The sequence below is a fragment of the Bacteroides stercorirosoris genome (genome assembly GCF_900142015.1).
GTDB lineage: Bacteria > Bacteroidota > Bacteroidia > Bacteroidales > Bacteroidaceae > Bacteroides > Bacteroides stercorirosoris.
On record NZ_FQZN01000003.1, the window covers coordinates 34,288 to 54,594 of the forward strand.

Annotated in this window: 15 protein-coding genes; all 15 read left to right on the top strand. The window is 44.2% G+C overall.

Annotated elements, in window-relative coordinates:
• The first annotated feature begins 3 nt into the window (after positions 1–3).
• The 15 genes from traK (at position 4) to BUC01_RS25735 (ending at position 20,297) form a co-directional block, all read left to right on the top strand.
• Entirely contained in the window at positions 4–618 is a 615-nt protein-coding gene (traK, locus tag BUC01_RS03095) for a conjugative transposon protein TraK (protein ID WP_025830775.1), read from the top strand.
• A gap of 12 nt (positions 619–630) precedes the next feature.
• Positions 631–1,050 (top strand): hypothetical protein, encoded by a 420-nt coding sequence (locus BUC01_RS03100; RefSeq protein WP_025830774.1) that lies wholly within the window; start codon positions 631–633, stop codon positions 1,048–1,050.
• Positions 1,034–2,176 carry a conjugative transposon protein TraM gene (gene traM / locus BUC01_RS03105; RefSeq protein WP_073312696.1) on the top strand — a complete coding sequence of 381 codons (1,143 nt, stop codon included), beginning with the start codon at positions 1,034–1,036 and terminating at the stop codon, positions 2,174–2,176. Before BUC01_RS03100 ends, traM begins: the two co-directional genes overlap by 17 nt.
• 68 nt (positions 2,177–2,244) lie before the next feature.
• On the top strand, positions 2,245–3,090 hold the full coding sequence (gene traN / locus BUC01_RS03110; protein WP_025830773.1) for a conjugative transposon protein TraN: 846 nt from the start codon (positions 2,245–2,247) through the stop codon (positions 3,088–3,090).
• 125 nt (positions 3,091–3,215) lie between these two features.
• Positions 3,216–3,689, top strand: coding sequence for a hypothetical protein (locus BUC01_RS03115; RefSeq protein WP_243462283.1), 474 nt, complete (start codon positions 3,216–3,218; stop codon positions 3,687–3,689).
• Positions 3,690–3,697: 8 nt separating this feature from the next.
• Positions 3,698–4,351 (top strand): Lcl C-terminal domain-containing protein, encoded by a 654-nt coding sequence (locus BUC01_RS03120; RefSeq protein ID WP_175560857.1) that lies wholly within the window; start codon positions 3,698–3,700, stop codon positions 4,349–4,351.
• A gap of 66 nt (positions 4,352–4,417) precedes the next feature.
• Positions 4,418–5,326 (top strand): fimbrillin family protein, encoded by a 909-nt coding sequence (locus BUC01_RS03125; protein WP_025830771.1) that lies wholly within the window; start codon positions 4,418–4,420, stop codon positions 5,324–5,326.
• Between the two features lie 79 nt (positions 5,327–5,405).
• Entirely contained in the window at positions 5,406–7,592 is a 2,187-nt protein-coding gene (locus BUC01_RS03130; RefSeq protein ID WP_073312701.1) for a type IV secretory system conjugative DNA transfer family protein, read from the top strand.
• A 40-nt stretch (positions 7,593–7,632) separates the two neighbouring features.
• Entirely contained in the window at positions 7,633–8,130 is a 498-nt protein-coding gene (locus tag BUC01_RS03135) for a glycoside hydrolase family protein (protein WP_139261789.1), read from the top strand.
• An 888-nt stretch (positions 8,131–9,018) separates the two neighbouring features.
• Positions 9,019–9,846, top strand: a complete 828-nt coding sequence (locus tag BUC01_RS03140; RefSeq protein ID WP_073312703.1) for a UpxY family transcription antiterminator — start codon at positions 9,019–9,021, stop codon at positions 9,844–9,846.
• Between the two features lie 20 nt (positions 9,847–9,866).
• Positions 9,867–12,941, top strand: coding sequence for a virulence factor SrfB (locus tag BUC01_RS03145; protein ID WP_073312705.1), 3,075 nt, complete (start codon positions 9,867–9,869; stop codon positions 12,939–12,941).
• Positions 12,942–12,958: 17 nt separating this feature from the next.
• Entirely contained in the window at positions 12,959–15,766 is a 2,808-nt protein-coding gene (locus tag BUC01_RS03150) for a virulence factor SrfC family protein (RefSeq protein ID WP_025830769.1), read from the top strand.
• A 7-nt stretch (positions 15,767–15,773) separates the two neighbouring features.
• Positions 15,774–18,473 carry a S8 family peptidase gene (locus BUC01_RS03155; protein WP_073312707.1) on the top strand — a complete coding sequence of 900 codons (2,700 nt, stop codon included), beginning with the start codon at positions 15,774–15,776 and terminating at the stop codon, positions 18,471–18,473.
• Between the two features lie 4 nt (positions 18,474–18,477).
• The gene (locus BUC01_RS03160) at positions 18,478–19,572 is read left to right on the top strand and encodes a hypothetical protein (RefSeq protein ID WP_025830768.1); all 1,095 of its coding nucleotides are present in this window, start codon (positions 18,478–18,480) and stop codon (positions 19,570–19,572) included.
• Positions 19,573–19,583: 11 nt separating this feature from the next.
• Complete coding sequence (locus tag BUC01_RS25735; RefSeq protein WP_243462274.1) at positions 19,584–20,297, top strand: DUF805 domain-containing protein; 714 nt, start codon at positions 19,584–19,586, stop codon at positions 20,295–20,297.
• Positions 20,298–20,307: the final 10 nt, after the last annotated feature.

A 20,307-nucleotide genomic window follows, 5' to 3' on the forward strand; every position in this document is an offset into this window, starting at 1 on the left:
CGTATGGTAATCAAGAACTTAGAAAACAAGATCAAGTTAGTGGGCATCATCTGCTCCGCCTTTCTCGTGGGCTGTATCATCATCTCGGTGTCGAGCATCTGGACGGCACGCTGCATGGTGACGGATGCGCAGCAGAAAGTGTATGTATTGGACGGCAACGTGCCCATACTGGTGAACCGCACCACGATGGAGGAAACGCTGGATGTGGAGGCAAAGAGCCATATCGAGATGTTCCACCATTACTTCTTCACGCTGGCTCCCGACGACAAGTATATCCGCTATTCGATGGAGAAGGCAATGTATCTTGTCGATGAGACAGGATTGGCGCAGTACAACACGCTGAAGGAGAAAGGCTTCTACAACAACATCATGGGTACGAGTGCCGTGTTCAGCATCTTCTGTGACAGTATCAAGTTCAACAAGGAGAAGATGGAGTTCACCTACTACGGTAGGCAGAGGATTGAGCGGAGGAGCAACATCCTGATGCGTGAACTGGTGACGGCGGGACAGGTGAAGCGTGTGCCTAGGACGGAGAACAATCCTCACGGACTGCTCATCACGAACTGGAGAACCTTGCTCAACAAGGATATTGAGCAGAAGTCGAAGTCAAACTTCTAATATCGCAGCGGTATGAGTGTAAAAGGAATCAGACGGATGCTTGTGGGCGAGGAAATGCCCGACAAGAACGACCCCAAGTACAGGGAGCGGTATGAGAAGGAGGTGGCGGCAGGACGCAAGTTTGCCAAGACCACGAGGATAGACCGTGCGGCGGCTAAAGTGCAAGGCTTCGCCAATGCCCACAAGACGCTGTTTCTCGTCATTGTCTTCGGCTTTGTCGCCATCTGTTTCGGCATCAATATCTATAGGATGGTGCGGTACTACGATCATCGAACGGAGGCGAAGAGTGCCATCGAGCGGCAGGAAGGGCGCATGAAACAGATGATGGATGCCGCCCATTGCATCACTCCTCCCGTGACGCATCGGGCCGACAAGGAGGAGCAAGACAAGTCAGTAACATCAAAAACAGACAGCGATGAGAATAACAGATAAGATAAACTTCCGCCAGCCGAAGTACATGCTGCCAGCTATCGTGTACATCCCGTTGCTTGCCACAGGCTATTTTGTCTTTGACATGTTCAATACGGAGGTGGCGGAAACGCAGGACAAGAACCTGCAGACCACCGAGTTCCTGAACCCCAACCTGCCCGGAGCGCAGATAAAGAACGGTGACGGCATCGGTGGCAAGTACGAGAATATGGCGAAGTCGTATGGTCGCATAGCCGACTATTCGGCAGTGGATAATATTGAGCGTGACAACGAAGAAGAGAAAGAAACGTATGAATCCAAGTACACAGAAGAAGACCTTGCGGAACTCGTCCGTCAGGCAGAAGAGAAGGACGATGCAGCCGAAGTGGCCGATGCCAAGGCGCGAGAAGCGGAAGCACTCGAAGCACTCAACAAGGCACTTGCCGAAGCGAGGCTGAGAGGTCAGTCGGCAGTTGCCCCCGTGGCCCAGGACACCACACAGGCTGAGCCGCCCAAGGAGCAGATTGAGGTGAAAGGCAGCATTGCCGAGGACAGCAAGGCGGTGAAGGCATTAGACGAGGAGGACAAGGCACAGGAGGTGGTGAAGAAGGTGAAGGTGACTTCGGACTATTTCAACACCCTGACTCAGAACGAGCATGAGCCGAAGCTCATCAAAGCCATCATTGACGAGGACGTGAAAGCTACGGACGGGTCGAGAGTGCGTCTGAGACTGTTGGACGACATAGAGATTGGCGAGACCGTGGTGAAGAAAGGGTCGTACCTCTATGCCACCATGAGCGGTTTCGGTTCGCAGCGAGTAAAGGGCAGCATCAACTCCATCTTGGTGGATGATGAGCTGATAAAGGTGTCGCTATCGCTCTATGATACGGACGGATTAGAGGGGCTGTATGTCCCCGGCAGCCAGTTCCGTGAGACCACCAAGGATGTGGCGAGCGGTGCGATGCAGAGCAACATGAACATCGACCAAAGTGGAGCGAACAACAGCTTCTCGCAATGGGGAATGCAAGCCGTGACCAATGCCTACCAGAAGACGAGCAACGCCATCAGCAAGGCTATCAAGAAGAATAAAGTGAAGCTGAAGTATGGGACGTTTGTGTATCTGGTCAACGGAAAGGAGAAGAGGAAATAGACACTGCCCGACAACGAAATTGTCGGGAACGGTGGCTCATAGAGTATAAACATCAAAAAATAAAGATTATGAATATCATTCAGAAGATTAACGTCTGTGCATTGCTTTCGCTGAGCGTGCTTTCAGCCAAGGCGCAGACCACCTACATGGAGATGGAGCAGCTGACGGTCAACGACCAAGTGACCACCGTCATCACCGCCTCCGAACCTATTCGCTTTGTCGATATATCCACCGACAAAGTGGTGGGCGACCAACCCATCAACAACACCATCCGCCTGAAGCCCAAAGACAACGTGTATGCCGACGGCGAGGTATTAGCGATAGTGACCATCGTGACGGAACGCTACCGCACGCAGTATGCACTGCTCTACACCACGAGGATGCAGGAGGCTGTGACCGACAAGGAGATAGAATGCTCGGAGCGAAATGCCTACAACAATCCCGCTGTGAGCTTGTCCACTGCTGACATGACCAAGTATGCGCGTCAGATATGGTCATCGGCTGCCAAATACCGCAATGTGGCAACGAAGATGCACCGTATGGTGATGCGCCTGAACAACATCTACAGTGTGGGCGAATATTTCTTCATCGATTTCTCCGTGGAGAACAAAACCAACATCCGTTTCGACATCGACGAGATGCGCATCAAACTGTCAGACAAGAAACAGAGCAAGGCTACCAATGCGCAGATAGTTGAACTGACACCAGCCCTTGTATTGGACGATGCGAAGACCTTCAAGTATGGTTATCGCAACGTGATTGTGGTGAAGAAGATGACCTTCCCTAACGACAAGGTGCTGACCATTGAGCTGTCGGAGAAGCAGATAAGCGGACGCACCATCTCGCTCAGCATCGACTACGAGGACGTTCTATCAGCCGATTCGTTTAACCATATATTGTTGGAGGAGGAATGATGAAAATGAAAAGTGAAGACGGGTTGTTGAGCGTATGCGAAAAATGTAGAATGAAGAAACAACGTTCGGCGGCCAAAGGGAAAGCCAATAGGCTTGTGCATACCCTGTTGCTTGTCATCTGTTTTATGGCAAGCATGACTCCAGCTGTGGCACAACAGAACAGCGACCGTATATCCTTGGGGTTCGGATGCCTGTATGAGCGAGGATTGGACGTGACGCTGTCCTACGAGCATGAGACAAAGTACCACAATGCGTGGGAGTATTTTGCCAACGGCTACATCAAGTGGGACGAGTGCGCCTCGTGCGGTCATGTCTGTCCTGAGAGTTTTTGGAACAACTACCGCAGTTATGGCTTTGGCTTCGCCTACAAGCCCTGTGTGGCAAGAGGGCGCAACCACCATGGCAACATGCGTATAGGAGCATCGGTAGGCAGTGATACCGACAGGTTCTTGGGCGGCATCCACCTCGGTTATGAGCATAACTATACCTTGCGTCATGGTTGGAAACTCTTCTGGCAGGTGAAGACCGACGTGATGATCAAGGGCGAAGACCTGTTCAGAACGGGTATCGTCCTGGGTGTGAAACTTCCTGTAAAATGACTATGCGTATGAAGAAGCTATTATCAATACTTGTAGTTGCGGCAACGATGTTGCTGACTGCCTGTGACGAGCATCAGGACTTTCCCGACACAGCCATGAAGGTTACCCATATCTTGACCACTGACGGCAAGGTGATGCCCTACGAAACCTATGAGCAATCGGGCAAGCAAGCCATTGCCGTGGTGTTCAATATCAACCAGAGGGAAGAAATGGAGGGGAACGGATATGCCGTCTATCTGTGGGACATCGCTCCCGAAGCCTTTTCCGACAGCATCGGTGTAGAGCAGGACACATCCTGTGACCTCACCGCCTACGACGGCAATGCCAATACCTTTGCCCTCTATGGCACGAACGATGTGAAGTCGCCTTTGGCAGAGCGTGTCTTCGACATGTGGCGTTACGGGCAGAGTGCCTATATACCCAGTGTGGCGCAGATGCGTCTGCTCTATCATGCCAAGGACATCATCAACCCCTACATCCTTAAATGCGGCGGCACACCCATCCTCGATGAGGATGATGACTGTTGGTATTGGACTTCAACGGAAGTAGAAGGACAAGCGACCGCCAAGGCATGGCTCTACTCATTAGGCAGCGGTGCCATACAGGAGACTCCCAAGTGGCAGCCGCATAAGGCGAGACCCATCATCACGATTATGGATTAGCCCATATACAGACATCGAGTATCACCCGTATCATCATCAATGTACAACAATTAAAAAAGAAAAAGCATGAAAAAGAATTTGTTTCTAATGTTGGGACTTGGAGCCGTACTCCTCACGTCCTGTGACCAAGACATCGTCAATGAGATTTACCTGCCCGGTGGCGGCGGTTCGGTGGTTGTGACTGACAGCACATCGACCAAGCAGCTTCAGGTGTTCACCAATCTGGAGATGCTGCAACCTGCCGTCTCCACACGAGCCGTTGACAATCAGTGGGAGCTCAATGATATGATTGGCATCTCTTCCACAGGGATGATAAACAACCAGAAGTTCACACGAAACGGCGGCACAAACCAGTTCGTTAGTTCCAGCAAGGTGTTTTTCACGGACACTGACACCCACACCTTCAATGCCTACTATCCTTACACACCAAATCCTACCAACGACCTCATAGAGTTCCAAGTGCCGGAGGCAGCTGTACAGAGTGAGCAGAAGGTCAATGATTTCCTGTTTGCCAGCGGAACGGCATCCTACGTCAATCCGAGCCTCACGCTGAACTTCACCCATCAGATGGTGCGTGTGATTCTGAAAGTATATACATCGCCTGAAAATGGATTTACCACTAATCAATTTGCAGGTTCGATTTTGACCTTCATCGAGTTCTTTGATAGTGGCACATTCAATATTAAGAGTGGTAAGGTGGAATGCAGTGACGTACCTGTCACCACCTATTATTTCGGTGAAGAAAAAAGCGACCACTTGGAATACACGCTTTACGTTCCTGCACAGGTTATGCCGGACATGACATTGGACCTTGATAACGGAGAACAATTCTGGTTTTATACTTCCGACACATGGAAAGCGGGACATTCCTACAGCTATTCACTGAAGCCAGTGCGTAACACCTTGGAGGTCATATCTGCAACTATCTCTCCGTGGACAGTAGAGGCTGAGAAGACCATCAACGGCTACGAATAAACTCAAAAGAGGACTGGAGGGTGTCCACCATGGCATCCTTCTTCCTTTTGTCATTATCACCAACATCATCGTAAAGTAAATGGAAGAAAGCAAAGAGTTACAGGGCTTTTACAAGATATTCAGGGCGGTGATTTACGTCTCCATCCTGATGGAATTCTTCGCCTACGCATTGGAGCCAGAACAGTTGGACTTCTTGGGAGGCGTGGTGACGGACATCCACACTCGTATCAAACGGTGGATGATTTACCATGACGGCAACCTCGTGTATAGCAAGGTGGCTACGTTCCTGCTGATATGTATCACCTGTGTGGGAACGCGCAACAAGAAGCATCTGGAGTTTGACGCTCGTAGGCAGGTGCTCTATCCTCTGCTGTCGGGAGTACTGCTGATTGTGTTGTCCGTATGGCTGTTCGGTCATTCGATAATGCCCCGTTTCTATACCCTTCGTTTGAACACTTGGCTCTACATGCTCACTTCCATTGTCGGTGTTGTACTGGTGCATATCGCCCTCGACAATATCTCCAAGTTCCTGAAGGAGGGACTGCTGAAAGACCGATTCAACTTCGAGAACGAGAGCTTCGAGCAATGCAGGGATTTGCAGGAGAACAAGTACAGTGTGAACATACCAATGCGCTATTACTACAAGGGCAAGTTCCGCAAGGGATGGGTGAATATCGTCAATCCATTCCGAGGCACATGGGTTGTGGGTACTCCTGGTTCTGGTAAGACTTTTTCTATTATCGAGCCGTTCATCAGGCAGCATAGCGAGAAAGGCTTTGCCATGGTGGTGTATGACTACAAGTTTCCTACCCTCGCCACGAAGCTCTACTATCATTACTTGAAGAACAAGAATGCCAAGGACAGCAAGATGCCCAACGGTATGAAGTTCAACATCATCAACTTTGTGGATGTGGAGTATTCTCGCCGTGTGAACCCCATCCAGTTGAAGTACATCAACAACCTTGCCGCAGCGAGCGAGACCGCCGAGACCCTGCTTGAATCCTTGCAAAAGGGAAAGAAGGAAGGCGGCGGTGGCAGCGACCAGTTCTTCCAGACTTCTGCCGTCAACTTCCTCGCTGCCTGCATCTATTTCTTCTGCAACTACGGCAAAGAACCCTACGACAAGGACGGCAAGATGCTGATTGCCGAGCGGCGTGAAGACCCGAAGACGAAACGACTGATACCCACAGGACGGGTGTTTGACCATTCGGGCATGGAAGTGCAGCCTGCCTATTGGTTGGGGAAATATAGCGATATGCCACATATATTGTCGTTCCTCAATGAGAGTTATCAGACCATCTTCGAGGTGCTTCAGACCGACAACGAGGTTGCCCCCTTGCTGGGTCCGTTCCAGACCGCCTTTGCCAACAAAGCGATGGAGCAACTTGAAGGAATGATAGGCACACTGCGTGTCTATACCTCCCGTCTTGCGACCAAGGAATCGTACTGGATATTCCACAAGGACGGCGATGACTTTGACCTGAAGGTCAGCGACCCGAAGAATCCGAGTTATCTGCTCATTGCCAACGACCCCGAAATGGAGAGCATCATCGGTGCGCTGAATGCCTTGATTCTCAACCGCCTTGTAACGAGGGTGAATACAGGTCAAGGAATGAATGTGCCAGTCAGCATCATTGTCGATGAGTTGCCTACCTTGTACTTCCACAAAATAGACCGACTGATTGGCACAGCCCGAAGCAACAAGGTGAGCGTAGCACTTGGCTTTCAGGAACTGCCGCAGTTGGAAGCCGACTATGGCAAGGTGGGAATGCAGAAAATCATCACCACCGTGGGCAATGTGGTGAGCGGTTCGGCTCGTGCCAAGGAAACCCTCGAATGGCTCTCCTCCGACATCTTCGGTAAGGTGGTGCAACTCAAAAAGGGAGTCACCATCGATCGTGACAAGACCTCCATCAACCTCAATGAGAACATGGACAGCCTCGTTCCTGCAAGTAAAATCTCCGACATGCCCACAGGATGGATTTGCGGACAGACTGCCCGTGACTTCGTGCCCACGAAAACCGGCATGAACGGATCAATGAACATTCAGGAAAGCGAGGAGTTTAAGACCTCCAAATTCTATTGCAAGACCGACTTTGACATGGCGGAAATCAAGAAAGAGGAATCAGAGTATGTCCCTCTCCCTAAGTTCTATAAGTTCAAGAGCAAGGAAGAGCGAGAGCGCATCCTCTACAAGAACTTCGTTCAGGTTGGGGAGGACGTGAAAGCCATGATCAAGGAGATACAATTATTCAAGTCAATGTAGTTTTCAACAAAACCAAGAGAATGAACATAAGAACAACAGCATGATACGACTCATCACAATAATTCTGTTGAGTATATTATCCACTTGCCCTGTACCCTGTCACGGTCAGCAACCAGACAGGGTACTTTTTGAACGTCTTGTCACCTCGACAAAATACTTTGAGGGATGGCATACGCAAAGCAAAACGCCTGGGCATGTCGGATATGGTCACAAGATTCAACAAGGAGAACATTTCCCCAATTCACTGACTCGCCGACAGGCGGATTCCCTGTTAAGAAGTGACCTTATACAACACTATCGTCTATATTCGCGATATGGTAAGGATGCCTATCTTCTCGCAGCTCTTTCATACCAAATAGGTCCTGCAAAGTTGTTGGGCAATACGAGATATCCAAAGTCAACCTTGCTCATTCGTTTGGAGAAAGGTGAAAGGCAAATTCTGCCTCTCTATTTGAAGTTTTGCAAGTGGAAAGGGAAAGCCATACCTTCTATCCGAAGAAGACGATTGGTAGAGTATAATTTGCTCTTCTCTCCATAGTTTCTTTATTTTGTCCTCCTTTATTTATATTGATTAGAGTGGCACATGCCTGTATGTGCAGATACCAGGTCGTAGATGTGTACATACCTTGCCATTTATGTGCAGATACTTGTGAAGGCATTATAAGTGTTTCTTGTGGTCAATGTGGCTATTTGAAGGATTAAGTGGCCCAATTTTGATGTTATTAAGCACCTTTTCTTATACAAAAATTCGGAATACGGTAATTTTTATAGTTAATTCTTGTTAATTTTAAGGTTTATATAAAATTTTCTTTTCAGTTGTTATCATCTAATTCAAAAATTATGCGTACCTTTGCACTTGGACTATTAGCCTTTCGCTCTATCTGTCGAAGTTAGACGTGTTCTTTTATGGCATTAGCGAGGCAGCCTACGCCGTGCTGAGTATGGCGGAGTCACATAATGACAAAGCAGTACAAAGCGGGCATTGGGTGGGAAAGATAGTCCAGACATAATGAAGGCGTTTACTTGACGCTGTGTTTGAGACGGTCTGTAATCTAGCAAGTCACAGAAATGTTTGGTCTTGAACGTAGCAACGGTAGATGTCCCGGGTGTGATTATATCACTCCTGCGGAGACCTTGTAAGCACGAATTGTACCTTTTCGGGCGCAATAAAATTGTTTATATAGGTCTCCCAAAAGTAGCGCAAACCGAAAGCGGAACCGCCAAGCTGGCATGAGCGTTTTGCTGAGGTATCGCCTACTTTATGCAATGGAGCGATTATTCATATCGGCGTGGGCTCTGACGTTGTCTGTTCAACCAAAATAGGCAATTGCTAGAGCCTCAGACCGTGGGACGGACAACAGGACGATCTCACGCTCTTTTTATGTCCTTAACGGAGTTCTGTCTAGAGCAAAGTAAGGTCACCGATATGAAAATCGCTGATAACGCATCAATAGATGATAACACCCATGGAGGCGGTGAAATCCCTCCCCGCACCGGGCTTACCCCCGATGCCCTCCCCGAAGTTCAAGAGCCAGTTTTGGCGGAGAACTCACAAACAGGGGTGTCCACCAGAAATGCCCTGTCGGGAACTGACGACAAACCGAGTGGAGAGACAAAGTCTGCTTTGACTATCCCGAGGTGCGAAGGAGGAAGAGCCAACGGCTCAACTGACGGCTCAGCTCCCCTTAAAACCATCAAGAGGAAGCCCAAGGAAGTTCCCCATTGGTATGCTCTCCGTGTAACCTACGGACGCGAAAAGAAGGCATACGATTATTTGGTTGGAAAGCATGTAGAGGCATACTATCCGACTATCAAGACCGTCAAGGAAGTTGACGGCAAGCGAAAGACCGTTGAAGAATCTCGTCTTCCCAATATTTTCTTTGCACGCGGAACGGAAGAAGAGATAAAGTCATTTGTTTACGACAACGTAAACCTCCCCCACCTCCGTTTTTATTATCGTCACACTCACGAAGGAGCACGAGTTGTCAAAGAACCTCTCATCGTACCAGATTACCAAATAGAGGGTCTGAAGATTATTTGTGCTTCAGAGGCTGAGGATGTCATCATTGTGCCACCTGAGATTCAGAAATTTCAGGCAGGACAGACTGTGCGCGTCATCGATGGTGTATTTAAAGGAGTAATAGGCAAGATAGCTAGATATCAGGGGCAACAACGTGTGGGAATTATCATAGACGGGTTGCTAACGATAGCATCTGCTTATGTACCAACTGCATTTGTAGAAACAATTGTATAAAATAACAGAAATAATAGAATATGCAAGAGCATACTTTAATAGCCAATTCTGGTATACAGATTATCACTTTTCCACTTGGCATCAACACTCAGGAAAAATTCAAATTATGGTATCATGAATGGTACGATACTGAAAATGGTGTATGGAGACTTGATCCCGTTTATGAATTACGTACGGATGATGAATGCTATTATTACAATAAGCAAAAGCTCCATAAAGGTGGTTATCTCAGCGACCCTACTATCGAGATCGATGTTAATGATTTAAAAAACGATGGAATACTACCATTACGCATAGAAGATGAGAATTGCCCAGGAGTAAAGGGTGATATTTTCAGTATGACATTTGCGGACAGAGACAACAAATTGTCTATGTTCGAAAACGTATGGATACCCGTTCCGTATTTCTTTAAGCGCACCCCAAAACGCTTTAAATTCGGTCCTCTAAACTGGGCTCGTGTTAAGCTGGTTCCAAAGGGAGATGAGAAGGGGCAGAAGAACTATGATGTTTTGCTTGCTTTTGATACAAGAGCTCGTTGCGAAAGTGATGAATATGATGAGTGTCCTGTTTTCCCAGACGTTTTCAGGGGTGATATGGACTTTGAGCTCTGTAGCAACGAGTTTTATCTGATGGATTTCTGCTCTCCTGGTAATAACTGGAGCTATATTGATGAATATCTTCTCCATCTTGTTCATCCTGGCATTGCTCGAGTTTCTCAGATCAAGGGAGCCAATGTTAGACGTATGGCTTATATTGCTTCCTATGCATTCTTGATAAACTATCTTGCACAAAAAGACGCGTTTCCAAAGATTAAACTATATAAAGACACTGATGTTGAGATTAAGGATGTTGACATGGTTGTTGACATCGGTAACTCTCGTACGACAGCATTATTGATTGAAGATAACACAAACTTCAATCAGGTTCGTCAACTCGAACTGACCGATTACACCAACTTGGTAAAAGAAGCAGGAGAATCGCTCGTTGTTAACAAGCATGACGAACCTTTCGATATGCGACTTGCTTTCCGCAAGGTGGATTTTGGCGACTTTGGTATAAAGGATAGCAAGCAATTTGTTTATCCAAGCCTGATTCGTTTAGGCCAAGAAGCTAACACGTTGATTCATCTCGCTACTAATAGTGCTGATGAAGTTGAGTCATTATCTACATATTCAAGTCCTAAGCGTTATCTTTGGGATTGGCGACCAAACAAGGAGGAATGGAAATTCCTTGTACTTAATGGGGAAAAGGATGACCATATCCTCAACCTCAGAGGAATTACCAACCAGTTGAAGAGTGATGGAAAGTTGGATTTGACAGGCGAGAGTGGTAGCTCATTCCATTATTCTCGCCGCTCACTCATGACGTTCTCTTTCCTTGAGATGCTTATTCAGGCAAAAACACAGATCAATGGTGAAGAACATCGTTCTAACAAGACAGGCTTTGGTAAACCTTCCATGCCAAGAAGGATTCGCAGAATAATCATCACATGTCCAACCGCGATGTCAAAGGTTGAGCGTGAGGCTTTGATACATTGTGCCAAGGATGCTGTTATTCTTCTTGAGAACTTTGAATATAAGAACCCTTCTGATAATCCAAAACCAGGAAAGTCAGTAGAAGTCATCCCAGCAGTTCGTTCTATGAAGGATGACGATGGCTCTTGGTATTATGACGAAGCCACATGTTCTCAGTTGGTTTACATGTATGGTGAAGTAGGTCACAAATACAAGGGTTGCTGTCAGGAGTTCTTTAACCTTTATGGCAAAGTTGATGATGGTGATGTTCAACCATCAATAACTGTTGGCTCTTTGGATATAGGAGCTGGAACCTCAGACTTGATGATTAGTAAGTACACTTACATCAAGGGTGATGTTACTACCATCACACCTGATCCAAAGTTTTACGATAGTTATTACTTTGCTGGTGACGATATGCTTCATGCACTCATCAAGAACATAATGCTACTTGATGAAAATAGTGCTTTCAGGACAGAGCTCAAATCACTTTCTACAAGAGATTATCGTCAGAAGATAAAAGACTTCTTCGGTGAAGATTATAACGGACAATCAATTGCAGATAGAGTATTACGCAAGGATTTTAATATCCAGTACTCGGTACCTTTAATGTGCCATTTCCTTGAGTTGTTGAAACAGAATAGCAAGGATTGCGTTGTTAAGTACTCTGATGTATTCGCAGATTGTCCTCCTAATGATGTTGTTATTGAAGAGTTCAAGAGAAAGATGAACATCGACATAACAACATTGAGTTGGCGTTTCAACAAAGAAGCAGTTTCGGAAATTGTGCGTAAAGAATTTGAACCTCTATTGAAGAAGGTTGCTACAATCGTGTATTCATTTGCATGTGATGTGGTGCTTCTCTCTGGTCGTCCAGCTTCGCTACCTGCTATTCGCGATATTTTCTTAAAATATTATTCTGTTTCACCTAACAGACTGATTGTTCTTAACGATTACTATGTAGGCGATTGGTACCCATTCGGGGAGAATACAGGCTACATTAAGAATGCTAAAACAGTTGTGGCAATGGGTGGTGTTCTTGGACATTATGCATCTGAGTTGTCAAACCTGAATAAGTTCATTATAAATCTTGACTTGTTGAAGAAGAATCTAAAATCAACCGTCAACTTTATTGAGGCTTCCCGAGAAGGACAACCGATAGAGTACTTCATTACTCCCGATCAGAACCGAGGCGATATAACTGTTAGTAGCATTCCTGAGACGTTGAATGTTCGACAGATTGGTATGGATTCTTATCCATGCCGTGCTTTGTACTCAATTGATTTTAATCGTCATAAGATGGCCGACAAGATTAGAAAGAAGGCTGTACTTAGTAACGAAGGATGTCCAACCGATGCAAAAGTGATGGGTTTAGTTAATGAAGCTATTGATACCTTGAAGAAGCGTATGCCATTCAAGATAACCATCGAGCGTGATGCTGAAGATAAGGAGAACCTTACCATTTCTTCTATAACTGATAAGGAAGGAAATGATGTTATGGATGGCAATCTGGAGATTCATATCCAGAGCCTTGGTGTTGACGAGCAGTACTGGTTAGATTCAGGCGCTTTTGATTTCTAATCTTAAAATGAAAAATCATGTTACAAGATATAAATCAACATATCGCCCTGATTGATGGTTCAATCGCATGGGCAAAAGAGTTTGGTAAAGAGTCATTCCCTTACGAGGTATTCAAAGAATATCGCCGTAAGTTGAGACGAATTTATGCTGCTTTGGAAGAGAATTGTTCAGCTGCTGCCTATGGAGAAAGTCAGGTAGGTAAGTCCTACTTGATGAGTAGCCTCTTGTCATCACCCAATTCTCCATTTGTAATTGTCAATGCTGGCAAGTCATACAGTTTCATCGATGATCTTAACCCAAGTGGCGGTAACAATGCCAAGATAGAATCAACGGGTGTCATCACACGTTTTACTTTGAGTCAAGGGAACCCTGCCATGAAAGATTACGTTAAAGTGCGTAACCTTTCAGTTGTTGACATTATACTTCTTTTGGCAGATTCATATTACAATGACATCAAGATTAATCAGGATAGCGTGTTGAAGTATGATGACATCAATAAGGCACTTGAAGGAATGAATAATCTGTGGGCTTCAAAGATTGTACATCAAAATGAAATTGATGATGATGACATTAAAGATATTGCTGATTACCTTCATGATGTAATTGGCAATGCAGCAGCAGGTGTTAATCAGTCAAATTTTGCTAAGATTGTTGCTCCTGTAATTCAGTACGTTTCCTATGATAAATGGGTGGAAATCTTTAGCCTTCTTTGGAATAAGAATGCAGAATTAAGTCACTTGTTCAGCATTCTCATCAATGAGTATAAAAAGTTAAATTTCCAAACAGACATTTATGTTCCTTTCTCAGCTGTACTCAGGGATAAGGGTACATTGCTTAAGATTGAATGGCTTGACACTGTATGTGGAGTTCAAATAGATACTGGTAGAGATGAAATTTATACTGATGTATACGATTCAAAGGGCAATATACTTGCACGTGATTTCCACAAAGGCAATCTTTCTGCACTTATAGCAGAGTTGACCTTTGAATTACCTGCATCGGTAGCAAATGACAGAAAGTTCCTTCATAAGTTGGATCTTCTTGACTTCCCTGGCGCACGCTCGCGTGAGAAATATAAGGAACAGGAAATACATACCGTATTGCCTAAGATTCTCAGACGCGGTAAGGTCGCTTACTTGTTTAACAAGTATTCACGTTCTCTTCGCATTAGCAGCGTTTTGTTCTGCCATCATAATGACCAAAAAGCAGAAGCAACAATTGGCGAGACCATTAATAGTTGGCTTGAAGATAATATTGGTTCAACGCCTGATGAACGTGCAAGCATGTTGAACAATACTAACGGAATTGCTCCATTGTTCCTTGTTGCCACGAAGTTCAATATTGACTTGGAAAGAACAAAAACCGACAATGCTTCTAATGTTGACAAACTCGATGCTCACTGGAATCGTTTCGATACTGTATTCCCTGAAATCATTAAGCCAAACAGATGGCTCGATGATTGGGTGAAGCCTGGTGGTTTATTCCGCTCTGCTGCTTTCCAGAATATATACCCTCTTCGTGATTTTTACTGGTCAGGTAAGAATGGCGTATTTGATGGCTACAGCGATGGTGACATTAAATCAGATGAGAAGTGCGTTCACACTCATCTTGACTATCCGAACTACTTTGATAACTTAAAAGCAAGTTTCTTGAAGAACGAGTTCGTGAAGCGTCATTTCGCAGACCCTGAACAGACTTGGAATGATGTTGCTACTGTAAATAATGATGGTTCTAAGGCTATTATTAGAAGCCTTGATTCCATTGCAGGAGTATTAGAAGAAGCTCGAAAGAAAAAGTACCTTGTCCAACTTATGAATATTAAGACAGAAATGTATAATACGCTGTCTGTGTATTTCGAGCCAGAAGATAAAGATGCCAAAAATCAGAAGGTTAAGCAAATTGCAAGTGACATAAGAATGTCTCTTATTCTCAGTGTTGGCGAGAAACCTGAGATATTTGGTCATATCATTGACAACCTTATGGTTCCTGTTGGTGACCTTCGTGACATCGCTTACGATATTATTATCTGCCATACAGATACTCCAAAGGACTTTTCCGTTATCAACTTCATAAGAAAACAGGCAGATATTGACCCAACAGAGAACAAGCAAGTCAATATTCAGAAGCTTTGTGGCTTCTTCGGATGCGACATAGCAAAACTTGAAGAGGCCTTGAAAACACGTGGCTGTACAATAGCTGAAGTTATTTCAAGCGAGACTGAGACACTAACGACTGTAGCAGACGTAGTTACAAAGCATATTGTAGATTACTGGAACGCTTATATAAACAATAAGGTTAAGGTTCTGGAGCATATGTTGCCACACTCGGAGGATGTTGTATTCATGCTGTCTGCTTTACTAAAGAAGATGGGTATCAAGAATGTGCTATCAGAACGCATTGACCGCTATTGCAAGGTGTTCAGTTTGAACGAGCAGCCTAATGCTATTGCTGATTATGCGGCATTGACACTTAATAATTTTGTAAGCTCTGTAGGACGTAATTATATCAGCGATGCTGAAGCAGAGTCTATCAGGGTTAAAGCAGATAAGTGTCAGATTAAGGTTGACCTTAGCCCTTCAGCTTGGAATGTTATAAGAAAGCCGCAGCCATTGTTGCAAACACTGAGTGCATTCGATGCAGCTTCAAATATAGATGAAGTAGATAAAACGTCTTTGATGAAACTGCCTCTTTGGGATAATTTCCAGCGTTGGGAAAACCTTGTCACAATTGGTCTTCTATACGCTAGTGACATTTCTCATGTTGACCCAGTGGCAAATGCTAAGGTTAAAGAATTAATCGAAGGATGTGATACCCTCTATAAATAATATTATTATGGCAGGACATACTTTCTTTGGAAAACAAAAACTCTGCTATACAGAAGTTTCTGACTTTACCGACTATCAAGGTATTGGTCATGACCCTATGTATAAGAGATATGACAGCGTTTTTAGCGTTGTCAAAAGGACTGTGCCCACAAACCTTCATCATTTTCTTGCTACACCTGAGTATTTGGATGACGAAGACCAAATTTGCTGGCATGTTGACAATTGGAATGAACGACCGAGTCGCCTAACAGATTTGTCGGGTGTGGAATACGATAGATACAAGAGTATACTTCAAGATACTGTCAGAACTTACAAATCTTCCATTATGGAATTGAATGGAGAGGATTTGCAAATCATGGCAGGAGCCATCAAATACATTGACGATGATCGAGTCTATTGTGGTGATGGTAAAGTCTATCTTGTAGCATGGGGTATGACTCCTGATGTTCGTCAGCACAAGGTCGTTGGTTCCGTAATTCATGATTTTGAATATGTAAAGAAGTATAAGATTTCTTTTGATGCCGGTGAACACGGATCTCTTTCTAAACTCGATAAGAGCATGAACAGAGCAGAGGGAGCAATTCTGACAAGTGCTGACCTTCCAGAACTAACCGTTATGGATGGTTGGAGTTTTGCAGGCTGGGAACCTTCTCCTCTTGGTCAGGTTGTCAATTCAGATATGAGTTTTACTGCTAAATATGAGAAGGCAGCAACCCCTGTACCTCCACCGACACCACCTGTACCGCCAAATCCGCCTGTACCACCTGTACCGCCAACACCAGATTACTTCTGTTGTAAGTTTGATGCAGGTGAACATGGAAAGATTGATGGAGCCTCTACTGTACGCAAAGAGGCTAATACAAGATTAGCTAATGGTGAAATTCCTGGAATAACACCGAATAAAGGATATAAGTTTAAGGGATGGAATGTCTCACCGTATAACATGCTCGTTGACGGAGATAAAGTCTTTACTGCTCAATATGAGGAAATCATTCCTTGGTATCGCCGTTGGTGGCTTTGGCTGACTGGTTTATTTGCTGGTAAAGGATGCTTGAAGTGGCTGTTGTGGATTCTTCTTGGCATACTTCTTTGTTGGCTTCTATCATGGCTACTTAGAGGTTGTGTCGGCTGTTCTGGTCATCACGCACCAATCAATGGCGTTGTGCCTATGGACACTATAACTCGTTCAGACGGTAGGGTTGTAGATAATAATGGTTATTCTCATCCTTTAACAGGTGAAGATGGTGTACTTCCTGATGGAGGAACTTACGTAGCACCTGTTTTGGGTGAGGATGGTTCCGACATCCCTATTGTTGAACAACCTGGAGTTCCAAATACTATTGCCAATCGACTCTTTCTCTTTATGGAGAACGAGAATGACAATATCGAATCTTTGGCTCAAGATTTCAAAAAGGCTTATCCTGGCAATCAGTATTCCATTATTGGTTACGATAAGGAAGTTAAGCTTCTTGTAATACAAATTCCTGAAAACGAAAGAGACCAAATCCGGCAAAACATTAACAGTAAGATTCCAAATCATAAATTTATTGTCTTTGATGAAGAAATTTATGAGTTAAATGGACAGGTAAGTGCTCAGTCCGTAAACAAAGGTTGGCATATCAAAGCAATAAACCTTCAGGCAGGTTGGGCTATTACTAAGGGCTCCTCAGACGTTAAAATTGCAGTTGTCGATGATGGTATTGAGGCTGCACATCCAATGTTCAAGGGAAGAATCGTAGATGCTTACAATGTGTTTACTCAGGATAACAGGTTAAGTCTCGGTGATGGTCATGGTACTCACACTGCAGGTCTAGCTGCTGGTTGTGCGGACTATGTTAATGAAGGAGCAGCTGGAGTCGCGCCTAATTGTCAGTTAATGCCAATACAGGTATTCGACAATAGACAATGTCCATTATCAGCACTTGTCGCAGGTGTTATGTATGCTGTTCATCATGATGCAGATGTTGTTAATCTTTCTGTTTGTCCATCATTTAAAGGGCTAAACATGCTTCCTCCAGAGCAGCAGGATCAAATTGCTCGCTCTCAATTCAAAAATGTAGAAAGGCTTTGGGCAAGAGTATGTATGCTCGCCGCAAAAAAGAAATGCATTTTGGTGTTTGCGGCTGGTAATGATGATATTCTGTCGAGCGTCCCTCCTGAAAACAGAAATGCTTCTTCTATAGTAGTTGCAGCAGTTGATAAGAATCTTTATCCAACGGATTTCACAAACTACGGACCATGTTCTGATATATCTGCACCAGGAAAAGGTGTTTATAGTTCGTTCCCAAGGGGAGGATTCCAGTCTTGTGATGGTACAAGCATGGCAGCACCTATTGTTACTGGTACTATAGCTTTAATGAAATCTCTGAAAAAGGATTTGACAGTGACACAAGCTCGTAATGTTCTCTATAAAACAGGAGCAGATGTGTATGGCTATATTCCTCCAATGGTATTGGTTGACAAAGCCCTTGCTGCTGTGAAAAGAGGTGATTTTAGTGAACCCGAGGAAAGACAATTAAGACCTGTTCCTGATGGAGTAGGTGATGATTCTTCAGCTCGTCGTGTAGTGGAAATCGAAGAAACCCCTGTACCTCAAACTCCTCCTCAACAAACCAATGAGACGGATTATGATGCAATTCGCAGGCAGATTGCAGAGTACAAGAAAAAAATAACCGAATTAGAAAAACTGTTACCGAATAATAGATAAGATAATGAACGAACAATTAAAATTCTCATGGGGGCATATAATAGCATTTTTGGCTCTCATTGTTTTAAGTTATATAACATTCGTAGGTGTAACCTATATGACGGATGGAGACTTTACAAAGGCTTCCATCGCCATGGTTGTAATAGATATAGTTTTGTTTGTGTTCTTCATTGGAGCACAGATGATGAAGGCTACAACTAAAAAATTCGCAAAGCGTATTTGGGTAGAACGTGTTTTCATATTTGGTTCTCCTATCGTGTTTATTCTTTGTATGTTGCCATTCTATCACTTTGGAACAGTACAAAGCCAAGACGAAGAGATTGTAGGTCACTTTACAGATGCTATTACTGCCTCAAAGCAAATGTTTTCTGACTATGACTCATACTCAAAAGAGCGAATAGCAAATTATGAACACATGCTTGACAGAGTAATTAATAATCAAAGCATACAACCTGGAGAATTTACTTCTTGTGGTTTTACCAAAGGTAGTGAACAAATCCAAAAGGGGAATATGGTAAAGGCATTACGTCTTCAGCTTATTTCTGAAAATTATGATTCTTTGAAAACAGAAGCAACAAAGTGGATAGAATCATCTAGTAATGGTGCAAGCACTTGGAATGTTTTCCTTTTAGGAAACACGAAAGAGATTAAGAAAGCTATTCATGAATGGAATATTCAACTTGCAGATTTTTCAAGTCACAAAATGAATAATGAAGAGTTCAATGGATATAATCAGGTGAACACTATTAGTGAAGTAAGTGGAAGTCTTGCATCTGTTGATGCAGGTCTTGATGGACTCACTGGTAAATTTACAGGCACAGCATTTCCTCCTATTGTATCTATTCTCGGTTCAATCGTTTTGTACTTTGCCTTGTTATTCCCTTATTTCCTTCAGGATAGACACACTAAGAGCCAATTGCGTCTCTTGGGAATGGAAAAGGGTGCATCTCGTTCGTCAAGTATGACTATAGAACCATCTAAACCTATCAAAAAACGTCAAGAAGTTAAAATTGAATCTTACGAAGAAGATGACGAACCGATTCCTTCGAAAGCAAAGTCTAACGACGAGGATGACGACTACGCTTCATTTACAATGTAAATAATCTCATTATGGCAACAAAATCAGATATACTTAACAATTTAAGAGAATATACCGCAGATCAGATTGTCGAAGCAATCAAGGCTGGCACGGTAACAGTATATGAACTGAGTAAAAGTGGTAATCTTACTCCTCTAATGCGCAGACGCATCGAAGAGAGACTTGCAGCAAAGACAACTGAAGCAACTCCTTCTGCACCAGAAGTAGCACCTACAGTAGAAGATGCACCACCTCTTAATTTAGATGAAGATCCTTCAGACGATATAGAAATTCCAAAAGCCATAGATACGGATATTCCTTCTGAGATAACTATACCAGAAGCCTCAATTGTCACCGCAACAGATACCCCTACTGTTGAACCTGCGAAAAAGAAAGTATCATCAACTTCTAACAGTCCTTCTAACAAAGGAATGTTCAAAAGACCATTCTCTTTTAATGGAAGAATCAGAAGAACAGAATATTGTCTGTCCTTCCTTATCTATATGATATGGTATGGAGTAATTAACGCAATGATGGCAACTCCTGATCCATCTGCGGGAGCCTCCTTGTTCGTTTTAATTTCGTTCATTCCTATGATTTGGTTCATATGGGCACAGAATGCAAAACGCTGCCATGATAGAGGAAACTCAGGGTGGTACCAATTGATACCCTTCTATGTTTTTGTCCTTATGTTTGGAGGAAGTGATGAAGGTTCTAATGAATACGGTAATAATCCAAAAGAATAATACAATAATA